The sequence below is a fragment of the Streptomyces sp. JLSY215 genome (assembly GCF_059682825.1).
The window spans coordinates 3,311,943-3,327,591 of sequence record NZ_CM185022.1; the positions used below are offsets into that span (position 1 = coordinate 3,311,943).

A 15,649-nucleotide genomic window follows, 5' to 3' on the forward strand; every position below is an offset into this window, starting at 1 on the left:
TGACTGTGAAAGAAGCCCTCGAGCCGCTGCCTGGGCCCACCATCACGCCAACCGCGCAGGTCAGCATCGTCGTCATCGCCTTCAACGATGCCGCCCATGTCGGCGATGCCGTGCGCTCGGCCCTCGCTCAGGGGGCGCCCGGGGAAACCGTCGCCGAGGTGATCGCGGTGAACGACGCCTCCACCGACGGCACCGGCGACGTCCTGGACGCCCTCGCCCGAACCGATCCCCGGCTGCGGGTGCTGCACCGCACCGAGAACAGCGGCGGCTGCGGCACCCCGCGCAACGACGGGCTGCGGGCCGCCACCGGCCGCTTCGTGATGTTCCTGGACAGTGACGATGTGCTGCCCCCGGGTGCGGCCCAGGCGCTGCTGACCGCCGCGCTGCGCCACGACGTCCCGGTGGCGGCGGGCGCCTGCGTGCGCCGCGAGCTCCCCGCGAAGCGCGACGTCCCCTGGCAGCCCGCCCTCTACCGCGAGCCGGCCGTGCACGAGTCCGCCGCCGGCCCCCATCTGGTCCGCGACACCCTCTGCGTCAACAAGCTCTATGAGCGAACGTTCCTCTCCGCGCACGGCATCACCTTCCCGGAGGGCCGCTACACCTACGAGGACTTCGTCTTCACCGCCCGGGTGCTGGCCGCCGCGCCCCGCATCGCCACCATCCCCGACCGCGTCTACATCTGGCATGTCCGCCGCGGCGCCGCCAAGCAGTCGATCTCCCTCGACCGCAAGAGCGTCGCCAACTGGCAGGCCCGGATCGACGCCCACCGCGCCAGCGTGCAGATCTTCCAGGACGCCGGGCACAAGGCCCTCGCCCATGCCGCGGACACCAAGTTCCTCGACCACGATCTGCGCCTGTACCTCCGCGAGCTGCACACCCGTGGGGCCGACTACCGCACCGAGTGGTGGCGGCTGACCCGCGAGTATCTGGCCGGTTTCGACGAGGCGGATCTGCGCGCCGCCCGCGCCCCGGCCCGCTGGCTGGCCCGCGTCGTCCTGGCCTCCCCGGCCCCGCGCGACCTGGAGCGCCTCACCCAGCTGGCGGCCCGTCCGGGGCGGCTGCTGCCCCCGTACGCCGAGGCCGACGGCCACGCCGTGTGGTCCCCCGATCTGCCCCAGGTCGAACTGGACGCGCTGGGCACCAAGCCGATGCACCGCCTCCCGGTGACCATCGACGCGGAACCCGTCATCGGCGCCCGCAGCCGGCTCCGCCTGCGCGTCCATGACCTGTACGGGCGGCTGGCCGCGGCGGGCCCGGTCAGCATCGACATAGAGCTGCGCCGCCGCCGGGACGACCGGCGCGGCCCGGTCCACACCGCCGCGCTCACCCCCGCCCCCGCCGCCACCGGGAGCGAGGCCTGCTGGACCGCCGAGGTGGTCCTGGACCTGGCGACCCTGGTCGACCGGGGCAACGGCCACGCGGCCGACCCCGAGCCGTGGGACCTGATGGCCGAGGTCCGCTGCGCCGATGCCTCCAGCTTCCGCGCCTCGCTCCGCGCGACCGGTCCCGGGCTGCGCCGCCGCGCACTGCCCAGCCGCCGCCACGGCCTGCTCCTGGCCCAGCCGTACGCGACGACCGGCGGCGCGCTCTCGCTGCGGGTCGCCGCCGGACTGCGCAGCGTATGGCGGATCGCGGCGGGCAAGCTCCGCCGCTGAGCCGTTCCCTCTCCCTGTTCCGCCCCCGTCCTAGGATTGGCGCTATGTCTTACTTGATCACGGGTGGTGCCGGCTACATCGGCGCCCATGTCGTACGGGCCTTGCGTCAGGCGGGCGAGCCGGTCGTCGTGCTCGACAATCTGACGACCGGCATCGTCGACCGGCTCCCCAAGGACGTCCCCCTGGTCGTCGGTTCGACCCTCGACCGGGCGCTGCTGGACCGCACCTTCGCCGCCCACGACATCACCGATGTGATCCACCTGGCCGCCAAGAAGCAGGTCGGTGAATCGGTGGAGATGCCGCTCGTCTACTACCGCGAGAACATCCACGGCCTGCAGACCCTCCTGGAGGCCATGGCCGCCGCCGGCGTCGGCCGCTTCGTCTTCTCCTCCTCGGCCGCCGTCTACGGCATGCCGGACGTCGATCTGGTCACCGAGGACACGCCGTGCGCGCCGATCAACCCGTACGGCGAGACCAAGCTCGCCGGTGAGTGGATGGCCCGCGCGGTGGGCAAGGCGCACGGCATCAGCACCGCCTGCCTGCGCTACTTCAACGTCGCCGGCGCGGCCACCCCCGAACTGGCCGACACCGGCGTCTTCAACATCGTCCCGATGGTGTTCGAGAAGCTCACCGAGGGCGCCGCTCCCCGCATCTTCGGCGACGACTACGACACGCCCGACGGCACGTGCATCCGCGACTACATTCACGTCGCCGACCTCGCCGACGCCCACCTCGCCGCCGCCCGCAAGCTCGCCGAGCCCGGCCCGGTGCGCGCGCTGACCCTCAACATCGGCCGCGGCGAAGGCGTCTCCGTACGGGAGCTGATCGACCTGATCTGCGAGGTCACCGGGCATGAGGGCGTCACCCCCAAGGTCACGCCGCGCCGGCCCGGCGATCCCGCGCGGGTGGTCGCGGCCGCCGACCGGATCGCCTCGGAGCTGGGGTGGAAGGCCCGCCATGACGTCCGCGACATGATCGCGTCGGCCTGGGCTGGGTGGGAGCGGCTCCGCGGGGAGTAGCGGCCGGGGCACTGCGGCGGCGGGGTACCGCTCCGTTACGGCCGCGCTCTGCGCGGGGCGGCATGCGCCGCAAGAGGCCGGAATAACGCGGTATCGGCCGCCATGGGACGGCATGCGCCGCCATTGCTCCCCGGCGGCCGCGCGGGTGTGGACGGCCGGTCGAGGCGGGGTGGCGAGTCGCGGAAGCCTCTGTGAATGGGGCGTGGAGAACGTTTCAAAGGGATGCCGCAGGCAAAGCGTCGGCCGTGACTTATACCCACGGCCGCCCGGCTGAAAACGACCCATACAACGGCAACGCCAACCCTCCGTACGACGACGGGAGAAACGCCCCGTACGCACCCAACCCGAGGCCCGCGAGCAGCGGGAGGGGCCTCGGGGCGGACAGAACCGCCCTGATCATCCACACCGTCGCGGACATCGCCGCGGGCTTTCTCGGCCTGTGGATCCTCCTGTACCTGCTCGACGCGAATCAGGCGAATGTCTTCGTCGACTTCGTGCACGGCCTGGCCGGCTGGCTCGCCGGCTGGTCGCAGGACATCTTCACGATGGACACGGAAGGGCTGCGCGTCTTCTTCAACTTCGGCCTGCCCGCGCTGATCTACCTGGCGGTGGGCCACGGCGCCGCGGCGTGGGTGCGGCGCCTTTGACGCACCTGCGCCGGGCTCCCGGCGTACGTACCGGCGGCGCCCTGCACATTCCCTGAGTGCAGGGCGTCGCCGCCGTTCGACCCCTCCTCTGGGTCGCCGTCGTTCAGCCCCCCAGGGGACGGCGCGGCGGCACCGTGACCGTCAACGGTCCCCGCCCCTCGGAGGAATCCACCGGCAGGCGGAGCCGCAGCGCCCCGTCGGCGAACCGGACCGCCACCTGCCATGTCCCCCGTGGCGCGCCGCGCAGCCGGGCGCGCAGCGTGAGCCGGTCCCCCGCGCCCCGCTCCACCGTCGTACGCAGTCCCGCCATACGGGTCGCGTCCACGAGGATCAGCTGGAGCTCGGCGTCGGCGGGGCACCCCGGGAGGGTGAGGCATGCGGTGAGGCCCGTTCGGCCGGTGCGGCCGGTGAGACCGGCACGACCGGCACGACCGGCACGACCGGCGCTGACGGTGCGGCCGGTGGGCCTGCCGGTGATCCTCCCCCGCAGGTCGCCGCCCACAGGCCGGCGGGCGCCGCGGCCGTCGAGGTCGAGGTGGAGATGGCCGTGGGGGTGGGAGAGGAAGAGGGCGGCGACGGTGGGGGTGGCCGGGCCGCGGCCGAGGATGCGCGGGGCGAGGGCCGTGGGGTCTTCGGTCTCCGGTTGCAGCCAGGCGGCGCGGCGGACCGCCGGGCCCGTGGCACCGCGCGCGGTGACCGCGACCTTCAGGCCCCAGACGCCGTCGGCCAGGGGCGCGCCGTCCGCGGCGGTCGCCGGGTCGAGGGTGGCGTGCCAGATGCCGCCGGCGTGGCGGGCGGGGAGGCGGTATTCGGCGCCCCGGCCGCGGAGTACCAGCTCGGCGGCGTGGGCGATGAGGCCGGGCAGCTCCGCCGCGCCGTGGAGGTGGAGGGCGCCGTCCCTCCAGTGGTAGCCGGTCAGACGCTGGCGGAGGGCAAGGCGGTGGGTGAGGTCGTAGCAGGCGTCGGGCAGCGGGCGGACGGGGTCGCGGAAGTAGGGGTAGGCGGCGTAGACGCGGCCGTCGGGGTCCACATGGGGCGGTCCGGGGCGGGCGTCCGTATCGGCGCGGACGATGGCGGTCAGCTCGTCGTCGAGGCCGGCGCGCAGGCAGTGGGCGCGCAGCCGGAGGCGGGGCGGCAGGGCCGCCAGGACGCGGTCGGTGAGGTAGCGGGCGACGAGGGGGCGGGCGGCGTTCGCCATGTCGCGGCGGCCGGCCGGGGCGCGGGCGAGGTAGGGGGCGGCGAAGGGCATGAGGATCTCGCCGTGGAAGTGCCGGACCATGAGGGTGTCGCGCTCCTCGCCGGGCGGGACCTCAGCCGCGACGGCGGCGAGGACGGTGGCGATATAGGCGAGGTATTCGGGCCAGTCGGCGTCCTGGCGGGTGGCGTTGCTGTCGTCGTCGCGGCCGTGGAGGTAGTAGCAGTCGTAGTCGGCGAGGACGGAGACGGTCTCGGCGCGCAGCAGCGCCGCGATGCCGAACGGGAGGTCCTCGGCCAGGAGGCGGCCTTCGACGAAGCGGAGGCGGTGGCGGTCGAGGAAGGAGCGGCGGAAGAGTTTGTAGGCGGCCAGGCTCCAGTAGACCGGGGAGTCGAACGGGGAGACGCGAGGGCTGGTGGTGCGCAGGTCCACGGGGGCGGCGCGGCCGTCGGCGCCGACTATGCGGCCGTAGACGATGTCCGAGCCGTGGGCCTGGGCCATGTGGAGGAGGCGGGCCAGGGCTTCGGGGCCGAGGCGGTCGTCGGAGTCGAGGAAGAAGACGTAGTCGCCGGTGGCGTGGGCCAGGCCGGTGTTGCGGGGGCGGCCGGCGCCGCCCGATGCGGGGCGGTGAAGGACCGTCAGGTTGGGGTGGCGGCGGGCGGCTTCGGAGAGCCACCGGCCGCTGCCGTCGGTGGAGCCGTCGTCGACGGCGATCACCTCGATGCGGTGCTGGGGCAGGGTCTGGGCGAAGACCGAGCCGAGGCTGCGGTCCAGGTAGCGGCGGGTGTTGTGGACGGGGACGATCACCGAGACGGCCGCGGAGGGGGCCGACGGCACGGCGCGACCGGGCGGGGGACTGTCTGTTGCGGCCACCTGCACTCCGTTTCTTCTCTCATGGCGCCCGGGGATCCACCCGCACCCACGGGAATCAGGGGAAACTATCCCGCACTTCGGCATAGCAAAACGACCATTTACGTCATATCCCCTACAGTGAGTCCCCGGCGATCTTGATCTTGAAGCTGGAGACCGCGGGAACCGTGAGACCGATCATCAGGCGCGCGGCCGCCCCCGGGCTCGCGGCGCTGCTGTCGATGGGGGCGTACTCCCTGGCGCTGGCGGTCCACGGCGGCTACCCGTTCGGGGGGCGCTCGCGCGCCGTCAACGACCTGGGCAATCAGTTCATCCCCTTCCACGCCCGGCTGTGGGATCTGCTGCACGGCGCCACCAGCGGCGACCTGTTCTTCAACTGGAGCAGCGGGTACGGCGTCCCCTTCCTGGCCGACTTCTTCGCGTATCTGATGAACCCCTTTTCGTGGCTGGTGGGGCTCTTCCCCCGCCGGCTGGTCGAATTCCCGGTCTTTTTGGTGACGTTGCTGAGCATCGGGCTCGGCGCGGCGCTGATGACCGTCTTCCTGGGGCGGCTGCGGCCGGGCCCCGCGCCGCTGCGGGCGCTGCTCGCGGCGGGCTATGGGCTGTGCGCCTGGGTGCTGCGCGACGGGTTCGCCGATCCGATGTGGATGTGGGGCCTGGTCTCCCTGCCGCTGACCGGGATCGCTGCGGACTGGTGTCTGCGCCGACGGCGGTGGGTGACCGGCACGCTGCTCATCGCGCTCGCCTGGGCGGGGAACTTCTATACGGCGGCGATGGCGAGCCTGGCGACGGCGCTGGTGCTGCTGCTGCGGCTGGCGCTTGCCTCCGGGATGCCGGTCCGGGACCGGCTGCGGTCGCTGGGGCGGGCCGCCTCGATGATGGCGGTGGGCATCGCACTGGCGGCCCCCACACTGACCGTCACCCTCGAAGCGAGCCGGGCGGCGCAGCCCGCGCCCGCGGTGCCCTACCCCGGACCGCCGCCGCTGCTCGATCAGTTGGCGCAGCTGCTGCCGGGCGGGCGGGGCACGGCGGAGGCCCCGGACATTTTCGTCGGGATGCTGGGGCTGCTGCTGGTGGCGGCGTTCCCGATGGTGCGGGCCGTGCCGGTCAGGGTGCGGGTGGGGTGGTGCGTCCTGGCGGCTGCGGTGGCCGGTTCGTTCGCGTGGGAGCCGACGATCTTGCTGTGGCACGGCTTCGCGCTGCCGAACGGGAGTCCGTTCCGGGCCGCGTTCGTCCTCAGCGGGATCCTCGTCATGATCGCCTGGCTGGCGCTGGCACACCGGCCGCGGGCCCGTGAACTGGCCGGGGGCGCGGCGCTGGTGGCACTGCTGGCCTGGGTGTGCCGGGACCGGACCGCGGTCGGTGACACCACCTGGATCCTGCTGGCGGGCGGCGGGGGCGTCGTCCTGGGCGCGCTGCTCACCCCGGCGGGCGCCCGCCGCCGCGCCGCCTCGGGCACGGTGCGGGGCGTGCGTACCGCCGTGCTGGCCGGTGCCGTTCTGCTCGGCTCGGCCTACTCGGCGTACTCCGCCGCGGCCCAGCGGGACGACATCGCGTGGTTCCGGCCGAAGACCACACTGAGCCCGCGGGCGCTCGCCGCCCAGCAGGGGCTCGCGGCCCGCGACGACTGGCCCCGTTCGCGCACCGATCCCGGCCCGCACGAATTCGCCAACAACGATCCGCTGCTGATCGGCGGCCAGGGCGGCTCGTACTACAGCAGCTTCGTGCCGGCCGCGACCGCCCGGACGCTGCACGGCCTGGGCGCCGGCTGGTACATCAACGGGCGGCACACGCTCAGCCTCGAGGACCCGGTGGGGCGCGCCCTGATGGGCGTCAGCAGCTCGCTGGAGCCGCGCGGCGGCGGACGGTTCGCCGTGCGGCCGGCCGCCGCGGGCCCGCTGGTGACCGTGCGCCGCGACCTGGGGACCACCGGGGCGGGCGCGCGCCGGACGGCCGCACCCGGCACCCGGCCCCCAACGCCCCGCGCGGCGACCGTCTTCGCCCGCCAGGAGCGTGCCCTGGGCGCCAGGGTCTACGAGGTCCCCACCCTGACCCCGGCCGCCGGCCCCGCCCCCGTGCGCACCGCCGACGGCTGGACGCTGCCCGCCGACGACCACCCCGCCACGGACGCCGTCGTCGCCGGTCCCGGCGAACCCGGGGATCCCGCCGGCCCCGGCGAGCGCGGCGAACACGACATGCGCAACGAGCACGACGGCGACGACCCCGATGACGGCGAAGACCCCTACGGCCCCGGCACCACCTTCACCGCTCGCTGCACCCCGGGCGGAACCGCCGTCTGGTACGCCCCGCGGTTCTACGGAAAGGTCAGCGCCCTGGGCGAGTGGAGCTGGGCGATCGGGCGGCGCGACGGCACCACCGCGAACCCCGTCCGCACACTGGGCGCCGTACCCGCCGACGGCACACTGTCGGTCCGCTTCGCCGGACCCGGCCGGCAACATATCCCCGCACACCCCATCGGCTGCCTCCCCCCTCGGGCGCTTTCCGTCGCGGTGGCCGCCCGGCGCGCGGGCGGTCCCGTCAAGTGGAACACCGGCGGCCATGAACTGGTTGCCGAGCTGCCGCCGGGCAGCTCCGGCAGCGCGCTGTTCGCTCTTCCGGCGGTGCCCGGGTGGGGCTGTTCGGTGGACGGCGGGCCGTCGCGCGCCGCGGGTTCGTTCGCCGGTCTGCTGGCCGTGCCGCTGGGCTCCGGCGCCGCGCGGCTGTCGTGTGCGTACGCCCCTCCGGGCCTGGTACCGGGGCTGGCGGCGAGTGGTGCGGGCGCGCTGGCGCTGGCCTCGGTGGCCCTCGGCACTCCCCTGTTCCGACGCCGCAACCCCTCGTTCGCCGCGTCGCCCCAAATCGTGACATTCCACCAAATTTGCCAGAATTGCCCCTCGGGGGACGGTGACCGAGTCGTCCCCTGACCCCCGGCGGAACACCGGCGAAAAGGCGCGACCATGAAGCTCTCCCTCGTCGTCCCCTGCTACAACGAAGAGGCCGTCATAAGCCGGTTCGACGAGCAGGTCCGCTCGGTCCTCGGTGGACTCGCCGTCGAGTACGAGCTGTGCTACGTGGACGACGGCAGCGTGGACGGCACCCTGCCCCGGCTCCGCGACCTCGCCCAGCGGCACCCCAGCACCACCCGCTACCTCTCCTTCAGCCGTAACTTCGGCAAGGAACCCGCCATGCTGGCAGGCCTCAAGGAGGCCACCGGCGACGCGGTGATCATCATGGATGCCGACCTCCAGCATCCGCCCGAGCTGATCGAGAAGATGCTCGACCTCTACCAGCTGGGCCACGACCAGGTCATCGCCCGGCGCAGCCGGGACGGCGACAAGCGGCTGCGGACCGCGCTCAGCCGCTTCTACTACCGCGCCGTCAACACCTGGGTGGACGTCGAACTCGCCGACGGCGTGGGCGACTTCCGGCTGCTGTCGCGCACCGCCGTGGACGCGCTGGTCTCGCTGCCGGAGTACAACCGCTTCTCCAAGGGCCTGTTCTCCTGGATCGGCTTCGACACCGTCACCTTCGACTACCGCAATGCCGCCCGGGAGGCCGGGGAGACCAAGTGGCGTCTGGGCAGCCTGGTCAACTACGGCATCGACGGCATGCTGTCGTTCAACTGCCGTCCGCTGCGCGCGGCCATCTACACCGGCCTGAGCCTGGCCTCGCTCGCCACGCTCTACACGCTGTGGGTGATCGGCGCCGCCGTCGTCGGCGGCATCACCGCACCGGGCTATGTGACGCTGGTGGCGATCATCGTGGGCCTGGGCGGACTGCAGATGGTGATGCTCGGGCTGATCGGCGAGTACATCGGGCGGATCTACTACGAGACCAAGCGGCGGCCGCACTTCCTGGTCAAGGAGGCCAACGGGGCGGCGCGCCCGCGCATCCGGGCCCACGGCACGGCGCACCCCCGCACCCCGCCGGACGCCGCCACCGTCGCCGCCCCCTCCCAGGCCGGCTGATGCCGCCGCGCCGGCGACGGCTGCTCCCGACGCTCCCCGAATGGGGCCAGATAGTCCGCTTCACCGTCGTCGGCGGGGTCAACACCGTCACCTTCTACGCCTGTTATCTGCCACTGCACCGGGTGCTGCCGTACTTCGCGGCCTACACCATCGGCTTCCTGGCCGCCATGACCTGCTCGTTCTTCCTCAACACCTCCTTCACCTACCGCACCCGGCCGACCTGGAAGAAGTTCCTGCTCTTCCCACTGACCCAGGTCACCAATTACGTGACGCAGAGCGTGGGGCTGGTGGTGCTGGTGAGCTGGTGCGGGGTGAACAGCAAGGTGGCGCCGCTGGCGGCGGCGGGGCTGGCGATCCCGTTCACCTTCCTGGTCTCGCGGCGGATACTGCTTCCGGGCCGCCGGTCCGGTCAGCCCGCGCCGCGCCCCCGCGAACCGGCCTGAGCCCAGGCCCCGAACGGCGCACCCGGCCCGGCCGCCAGCTGCCGGGCCGTGTACAGCCGGCCGTCGTTGCCGAGCGCCGCCACCACCGCGCGGCCCGCGGCGTCCTCGGCGACCCCGGCCGCCCCTGAATGCGGCACCCACCCCGTGTGCCAGGGCCCCGGGACGTCCTGCGCGATCGCGGCCCGAACCCCGCCCGCCTCGTCCCGCGCCGCGAGCACCATCCACGCGCCGGAGCCGGCCGGCGCCGCGGCCACCCGCCCGTAGCCGCCGACCGGCGCGCACTGCGCCGCCACCCGCCAGCTGCCGATCGGCCGCCGCCGCTCGGCGATCAGCACCTGCGCGGTGCCCGCCCGGCGAAAGAGCATCCGCACCGCGCCGTCCGCCAGGGGGACGAGGCTGACCGGCCCGGCCGCCTCCGGCAGCCCGGTGGCGGCGCCCGGCTGCGGCGGTTGCCCGGCCTCCTTGGACACCCAGTGATGGACGGTCCGGCCGCTCGGCGCGGCCACATGGACCATGCCCGCGGAGTCCACGCAGGCGTCGATGCCGTCGACGATGCGCGGCGAGGCCTGGAGGGCGCCGACCGGGCCCTCCAGCCGCCGCCACGGCGTCCACGGCCCGCCGCGGCGGCCGCCGCGGTGCGCGAGCGAGCCGTCCCAGGTCCGGACGAAGACATGCACCGTGCCGTCCGGGGCCGCCACCGCCGCCGGGAAACCGGTCTCCAGCGAGCGGACCGGGTCCGGGTCGGGGGACCCCAGCCGCTCCCAGTGCGGGAAGAGGGGCGTGCCGCCGCGGGCGGTACCGGCCTGGCGGGCGGTCAGCAGCTCGCGGCGGTGCGCGGTGCCGCGGCCGGGCAGCAGGGTGCGGGCGGCGAACAGCTGGAGGGTGCCGTCGGGATGCCGTACGGCGTGGATCTGGCCCTGCAGCAGATCGCCGCCGAGCACCGCGGGGGCGGTGAAGCGGCCGCTGCCCGGCCGGGTCTCCGTCCAGCAGTACGCCCGGCCGGCCAGGACCGCGAAGGCGGCGAGCCGGCCGTCCGCCAGGGGCCGGAGCCAGGCGTTGGAGCCGGGCGCGCGCAGCCGGGTGCTGCGGATCCAGTTCCGGGAGCCGCCGCGGTAGGCGCTGTCGCCCACCTTGCGGTCGCCGCAGCCCGCGGGATCGCCGCAGCGGCGGCCGCCGGACCAGCCGTAGACGGAGAGCAGCAGGGCCTTGCGGCGGGCGGCACCGGGGTCGAGGTTGTTGGGCAGCACTTCGAGCTCGTAGCCCAGGTAGTTCTCCACCACGGCCGGGGGGCCATGGGCGCGGCGCCAGTGGTCGGCCAGCGCCGCCTGCGCGAAGTAGGCGGCGGCCGTGTGGTCCTGGTGGTCGAAGTAGCGCAGCCCGGCCAGCCGGGGGTTCCGGGCGCCGAGCGGGGTCGTGGAGCAGTGCACGGCGTTCGGGTCCAGGGTGCGCACCACCGTGGGCCGCACCCGGTCGAGTGCCGCGCTCAGGGTGCGGACGACCTGGTCACGGGTGTAGCGGTAGACCGCCGGTACGGGCGTGCCCGCGGGGCGCAGGGTGGGCAGGACGTCGGCCGCCCCCAGCCAGAGGCCGCGCAGGCTGCGCGCGCGGGGCGCCGAGACGGTCCTGGCCTCGACGAGTTCCAGGAAGATCAGCTGGTTCTGCGGGGCCGCGCGCAGGGTGTGCAGCTCCACCTCGAAGCCGGGGAGGAGCGACAGCGCCGCGAGGTCCCAGGGGCTGGCGGCGTCCCCGGTGGCCATCAGGGCGTGCGCGGCGCGCAGCCCGTTGGTGCGGGCGCGCGCGAAGGCCGCCCGGTCGTGCGGGATGCGGTCGGGGTCGGGGGTGTCCCGGCCGGCGTTGCGCCCGTCGGACTCGCCGCCGGTGAGGCAGACGGTGACCGAGCGCGCCCCGCTGCGGATGGACTGCTCCAGGTTCGGGTTCATGAAATAGAGCGCATCGTCCGCATGGGCGATGACGTGGAGAAATGTCTGGTCCGCGACGGCCACGGGGGAGCGTGCGGGGCGGGCGGGTGCGGCCGCTCGGGTGGGTGGCTCCTCGGAGGAGAGCCGGGCCCAGACGCCCGCACCGGCCGTCACCGCCAGCACTCCACCGCCGGTCGCACGGAGCAGCCGGCGGCGGGAAACGACGGGCAGGTGGTCGGGCAATATCCGGTCTCCTCATCGAACCCCATCTAGGGAAGATGGCACTCACCCAGTATTTGGTTGCCTCGAAAATCCCGCGCGTTCGGAAAATCGTCACTTTCCTTGGGCCGTGATGTGTTCTACAGAACTTTCAGGTTACGAAGACCAACCTTTTCGGGTGAACGCGAGTCGGATGGCTGACAATGGAACACGCCCTTTAGGGCTTTTTTGCGTTCTGTACTCGGCTCGTCACGAGGAGTAGCACCGCATGTCCGAGATAGTCCACGACGCCGCCGCACCGCGCTTCAGCGTCATCGTCCCGTGCTTCAGAGTCCAGGGGTATCTGCGTGAATGCCTGGACTCCGTGCTGACACAGGACTTCCCGGACTTCGAACTGATCGCCGTCGATGACTGCTCGCCCGACGCCAGCGGCGCCATCCTGGACGAGTACGCCGCGCTCGACGACCGCGTCCAGGTCCTGCACCTGCCGGAGAACGTCGGCCTGGGCCTGGCCCGCAACGCCGGTCTGGAGAAGGTCACCGGCGACTACGTCCTCTTCCTCGACAGCGACGACACCCTCGTGCCGGGCGCGCTGAGCGCCCTGGCCGAGCGGCTGACCGCCACCGAGGAACCGGAGATCCTGATCTTCGATTACGCGCGGACCTATTGGGACGGCTCGGCCCGGCGCAATGCGCTCGCCGAGCTGCTCAGCGAATCCGGCGCGCCTTCCTTCTCGCTCGCCCAGCGTCCCGAGATCCTCGATCTGCTGCAGATCGTCTGGAACAAGGCCTACCGCCGCGACTTCATCGAAGAACACGGATTCGAATTCCCGGTCGGCTATTACGAGGACGCCCCCTGGACGTTCTGCACACTGATCACCGCCGAGCGGATCGCCGTTCTGGACCGGGTGTGCCTGCACTACCGTCAGCGCCGCCAGGGCGGCAACATCCTGCGCACCACCAGCCGTAAGCACTTCGATGTCTTCGATCAGTACGGCCGGGTCTTCGCCTATCTCGACGCGCACCCCGAGCTCTCCCGCTGGCGCCCGCACATGTTCCGCAAGATGGTCGACCACTACCTGACCATCCTGGACAAGCCCGGCCGCCTCCCGCAGAACGCCACGGCCGAGTTCTTCCACCGCGCCTCCCGCGACTACCGCAGGCGCATACCGGCCGGTTTCCTGCGCCCCACGGGCGTCATCGGCGGCAAGTACGCGCTGCTCGCCAAGGACGCCTACCCGGCGCTGGCCGGCCTCAAGGTCGCCGGCAAGGTGCAGCGCACGGTCCGCAAGCACGCGGGCAAGCGCGTCAAGCAGGCCAAGAAGAAGGCCATGGACCTGCGCTACCAGGCGCTGCTGCGGCAGCCGCTGGACGAGAATCTCGCGGTCTACTCCGCGTACTGGAACCGCCTGCCCGCCTGCAATCCCCTCGCGATCTACGAGAAGGCCAAGGAGCTGGCGCCGCAGGTGCACGGCGTCTGGGTGGTCAAGCAGTCCCTGGCCGACCAGGTCCCGGCCGGCGTCGATCATGTCGTCCTGAACTCCCCGCGCTACTGGGAGGTCATGGCCCGCGCCAAGTACCTGGTCAACAACGTCAACTTCGCGGACAACGTGGTCAAGCGCGAGGGCCAGGTCCACGTCCAGACCCACCACGGCACCCCGCTGAAGTCGATGGGCGTCGACCAGAAGCGCTACCCGGCCGCCGCCAAGGGCATGAGCTTCCGCAAGCTGCTCGCCCGCGCCGACCGCTGGGACTTCTCGGTCTCCGCCAACCAGCACACCACCGAGCAGTGGGAGCGCGTCTACCCCTGCAACTTCCAGTCGCTGGACGCCGGCTACCCCCGTAACGACGTCTACTACCGCGCCACCGCGGAGGACGTCCTCGCCATCCGCGAGCGCCTGGGCATCGCCCCCGACAAGACCGCCGTCCTGTACGCGCCCACCATGCGCGACTACCAGGTCGGCTATGTCCCCCGGCTGGACCTGGAGAAGATCTCCCGCGAGCTGGGCTCGGACGGCCAGGACTTCGTGCTGCTGGTGCGCACCCACTACTTCTACGACCAGGACCCGGTCCTGCAGGAGCTCCAGGAGCGCGGCGCGCTGATCGACGTCTCGGACCACCCGGTCGTCGAGGAGCTGTGCCTGGCCGCCGACGCGCTGATCACGGACTACTCGTCGATCATGTTCGACTACGCCAACCTCGACCGGCCGATCATCAACTACGCCGACGACTGGGACACCTACGTCCGCTCCCGCGGCGTCACCTTCGACCTGCTCTCGGGCAAGCCGGGCGACACCCCGGGCGTGATCGCCACGACCGAGGACGAGCTGATCGAGGCGTTCCGCAGCGGCCGCTGGAACGACGAGAAGGCCACCGCGCTGCGAGCCGCCTTCCGCGAGCGGTTCTGCCAGTGGGACGACGGGCACGCCGCGGAGCGCGTGGTGCGGCAGGTCTTCCTCGGCCAGGAGGCGGGCCCCGAGCCTGAGCCGATGGACGAGCGGACCGTGGCGCCCCGGCCCCGTGCGGCGGCGGCCGCGGCGGGGCTGATCAAGCTGCCCGCGCCGCGGAAGGCGGGGGACGACCGGACGGGCACGGACGCCGCGGACGCCTCCGGCGTCGAACTGGCCGGCTGACGGCGGTCGTTGATCCGCAGACGCATACGATCCCCCGGTCGGCACACGACCGGGGGATCGGTCTCCCTCGTCAAGCGGATGCTTCCCTGCCGCTGCGGGCCGAGGACCCGCGGGAGGCGGCCGCGCGGATCACCGGCACCGAGCGCCGGCCCGCCGGCCTCGGCGGCCCCGGACGCGCTGCGCCCGCCGCCGGAGATCACGGGGTCGACGCCCGGCGACCAGAGCCAATTCCTCGTTCACGCCACGAAGCTGACGGTCCGGAAGAAGTAGCGGACCGGTACGACGACATGGCGGACGCCCGGGGCGCCCGCCTCCCGGCCGTACGTCCTCACTCCGCCCCGAGGGCGGCCGCCACCGACTGCGCCAGCGCGTCGAGGTACCCCTCGGGCAGGTCGTCACGGACGACCACCAGCCGCCAGTACAGCGGCCCGGTCAGCAGATCCAGCGCCAGTCCGCCGTCGACACCGGCGGGGATCTCCCCGCGCTCGACGGCCCGCGCCACCATGGCCGCGGCGACGCCCTCCTGGCTGTCGTGCAGGGCCGCCTTGAGCGCCTCGGCCAGCTCCGGGCTGCGGGCCGCCTCGGCCAGCAGGTCCGGGAGGATCTGCGAGGCCATCGGATGCCGCAGCGCGCGGGCCGCGACCTCCAGCAGCATCCGGACATCGCCGCGCAGCGAGCCGGTGTCCGGCGACGGCAGGCCCGCGGCGGCCACCGCGGAGACCACGTCCAGGACGAGATGCAGCTTGGAGCGCCACCGCCGGTAGACCGCGGTCTTGCCGACGCCCGCGCGCCGCGCGATGCCCTCGATGGACATCCGGGCGAATCCGACCGCGGCCAGCTCCGCGAAGACCGCGGCGCGGATCGCCGCCGTCTTGTCCTCCCTCAGTACGGCGGCGCCGGCCGGTACCCGGCGAGCCGCCGCCGGCTCCGTCCCGTTGGTCTCCTGTGCCCCGTCTTTTGCCATGGCTTGAGCATAGCGTCACGACGCTACGGTTGCGTCTCGACGTGAAATCCCTTTAATGTCGACAGCGTCGCGACGATACGGACCCGTTCCGTCGTCGGAGGACTCGTTCCGCCGCCCC

The 15,649-nt window shown here is 73.0% G+C and carries 10 protein-coding genes; 7 read left to right on the forward strand and 3 right to left on the reverse strand.

The window, feature by feature from the left end; genetic code table 11:
* Positions 1–5: 5 nt before the first annotated feature.
* From AC5677_RS14735 to AC5677_RS14745, 3 genes are all read left to right on the forward strand, one after another.
* Positions 6–1,655, forward strand: a complete 1,650-nt coding sequence (locus AC5677_RS14735) for a glycosyltransferase family 2 protein (protein WP_497196625.1) — start codon at positions 6–8, stop codon at positions 1,653–1,655.
* 44 nt (positions 1,656–1,699) lie between these two features.
* The gene (gene galE, locus AC5677_RS14740) at positions 1,700–2,674 is read left to right on the forward strand and encodes a UDP-glucose 4-epimerase GalE (RefSeq protein WP_497195493.1); all 975 of its coding nucleotides are present in this window, start codon (positions 1,700–1,702) and stop codon (positions 2,672–2,674) included.
* Between the two features lie 245 nt (positions 2,675–2,919).
* Entirely contained in the window at positions 2,920–3,321 is a 402-nt protein-coding gene (locus tag AC5677_RS14745; protein WP_497195494.1) for a hypothetical protein, read from the forward strand.
* Between the two features lie 103 nt (positions 3,322–3,424).
* Here AC5677_RS14745 and AC5677_RS14750 read toward each other — a convergent pair whose 3' ends face one another.
* Entirely contained in the window at positions 3,425–5,389 is a 1,965-nt protein-coding gene (locus tag AC5677_RS14750; protein ID WP_497195495.1) for a glycosyltransferase family 2 protein, read from the reverse strand.
* Between the two features lie 164 nt (positions 5,390–5,553).
* On the opposite strand from AC5677_RS14750, the gene AC5677_RS14755 reads away from it, so the two are divergent.
* Genes AC5677_RS14755 through AC5677_RS14765 form a run of 3 tightly spaced genes read left to right on the forward strand, consistent with a single transcriptional unit; the run spans position 5,554 to position 9,797 of the window.
* Positions 5,554–8,310, forward strand: a complete 2,757-nt coding sequence (locus tag AC5677_RS14755) for a YfhO family protein (protein WP_497195496.1) — start codon at positions 5,554–5,556, stop codon at positions 8,308–8,310.
* 33 nt (positions 8,311–8,343) lie between these two features.
* Positions 8,344–9,354 carry a glycosyltransferase family 2 protein gene (locus AC5677_RS14760; RefSeq protein WP_497195497.1) on the forward strand — a complete coding sequence of 337 codons (1,011 nt, stop codon included), beginning with the start codon at positions 8,344–8,346 and terminating at the stop codon, positions 9,352–9,354.
* A complete protein-coding gene (locus AC5677_RS14765; RefSeq protein WP_497195498.1) occupies positions 9,354–9,797 on the forward strand; it encodes a GtrA family protein in 444 nt (147 codons plus the stop codon). The genes AC5677_RS14760 and AC5677_RS14765 overlap by 1 nt, the downstream gene beginning before the upstream one ends.
* Here AC5677_RS14765 and AC5677_RS14770 read toward each other — a convergent pair.
* Positions 9,764–11,959, reverse strand: a complete 2,196-nt coding sequence (locus tag AC5677_RS14770) for a PIG-L family deacetylase (RefSeq protein WP_497195499.1) — start codon at positions 11,957–11,959, stop codon at positions 9,764–9,766. The two genes, AC5677_RS14765 and AC5677_RS14770, sit on opposite strands and share 34 nt — an antisense overlap.
* 244 nt (positions 11,960–12,203) lie before the next feature.
* On the opposite strand from AC5677_RS14770, the gene AC5677_RS14775 reads away from it, so the two are divergent.
* A complete protein-coding gene (locus tag AC5677_RS14775) occupies positions 12,204–14,567 on the forward strand; it encodes a bifunctional glycosyltransferase/CDP-glycerol:glycerophosphate glycerophosphotransferase (protein ID WP_497195500.1) in 2,364 nt (787 codons plus the stop codon).
* Between the two features lie 328 nt (positions 14,568–14,895).
* On the opposite strand, the gene AC5677_RS14780 is transcribed toward AC5677_RS14775, so the two are convergent.
* Complete coding sequence (locus AC5677_RS14780) at positions 14,896–15,531, reverse strand: TetR/AcrR family transcriptional regulator (protein WP_497195501.1); 636 nt, start codon at positions 15,529–15,531, stop codon at positions 14,896–14,898.
* Positions 15,532–15,649: the final 118 nt, after the last annotated feature.

Coding starts and splice junctions, on each gene's coding strand:
- AC5677_RS14765 (WP_497195498.1), top strand. CDS start 9,354: ATGCCGCCGCGCCGGCGACGGCTGCTCCCGACGCTCCCCGAATGGGGC.
- AC5677_RS14760 (WP_497195497.1), top strand. CDS start 8,344: ATGAAGCTCTCCCTCGTCGTCCCCTGCTACAACGAAGAGGCCGTCATA.
- AC5677_RS14775 (WP_497195500.1), top strand. CDS start 12,204: ATGTCCGAGATAGTCCACGACGCCGCCGCACCGCGCTTCAGCGTCATC.
- AC5677_RS14780 (WP_497195501.1), bottom strand. CDS start 15,531: ATGGCAAAAGACGGGGCACAGGAGACCAACGGGACGGAGCCGGCGGCG.
- galE (WP_497195493.1), top strand. CDS start 1,700: ATGTCTTACTTGATCACGGGTGGTGCCGGCTACATCGGCGCCCATGTC.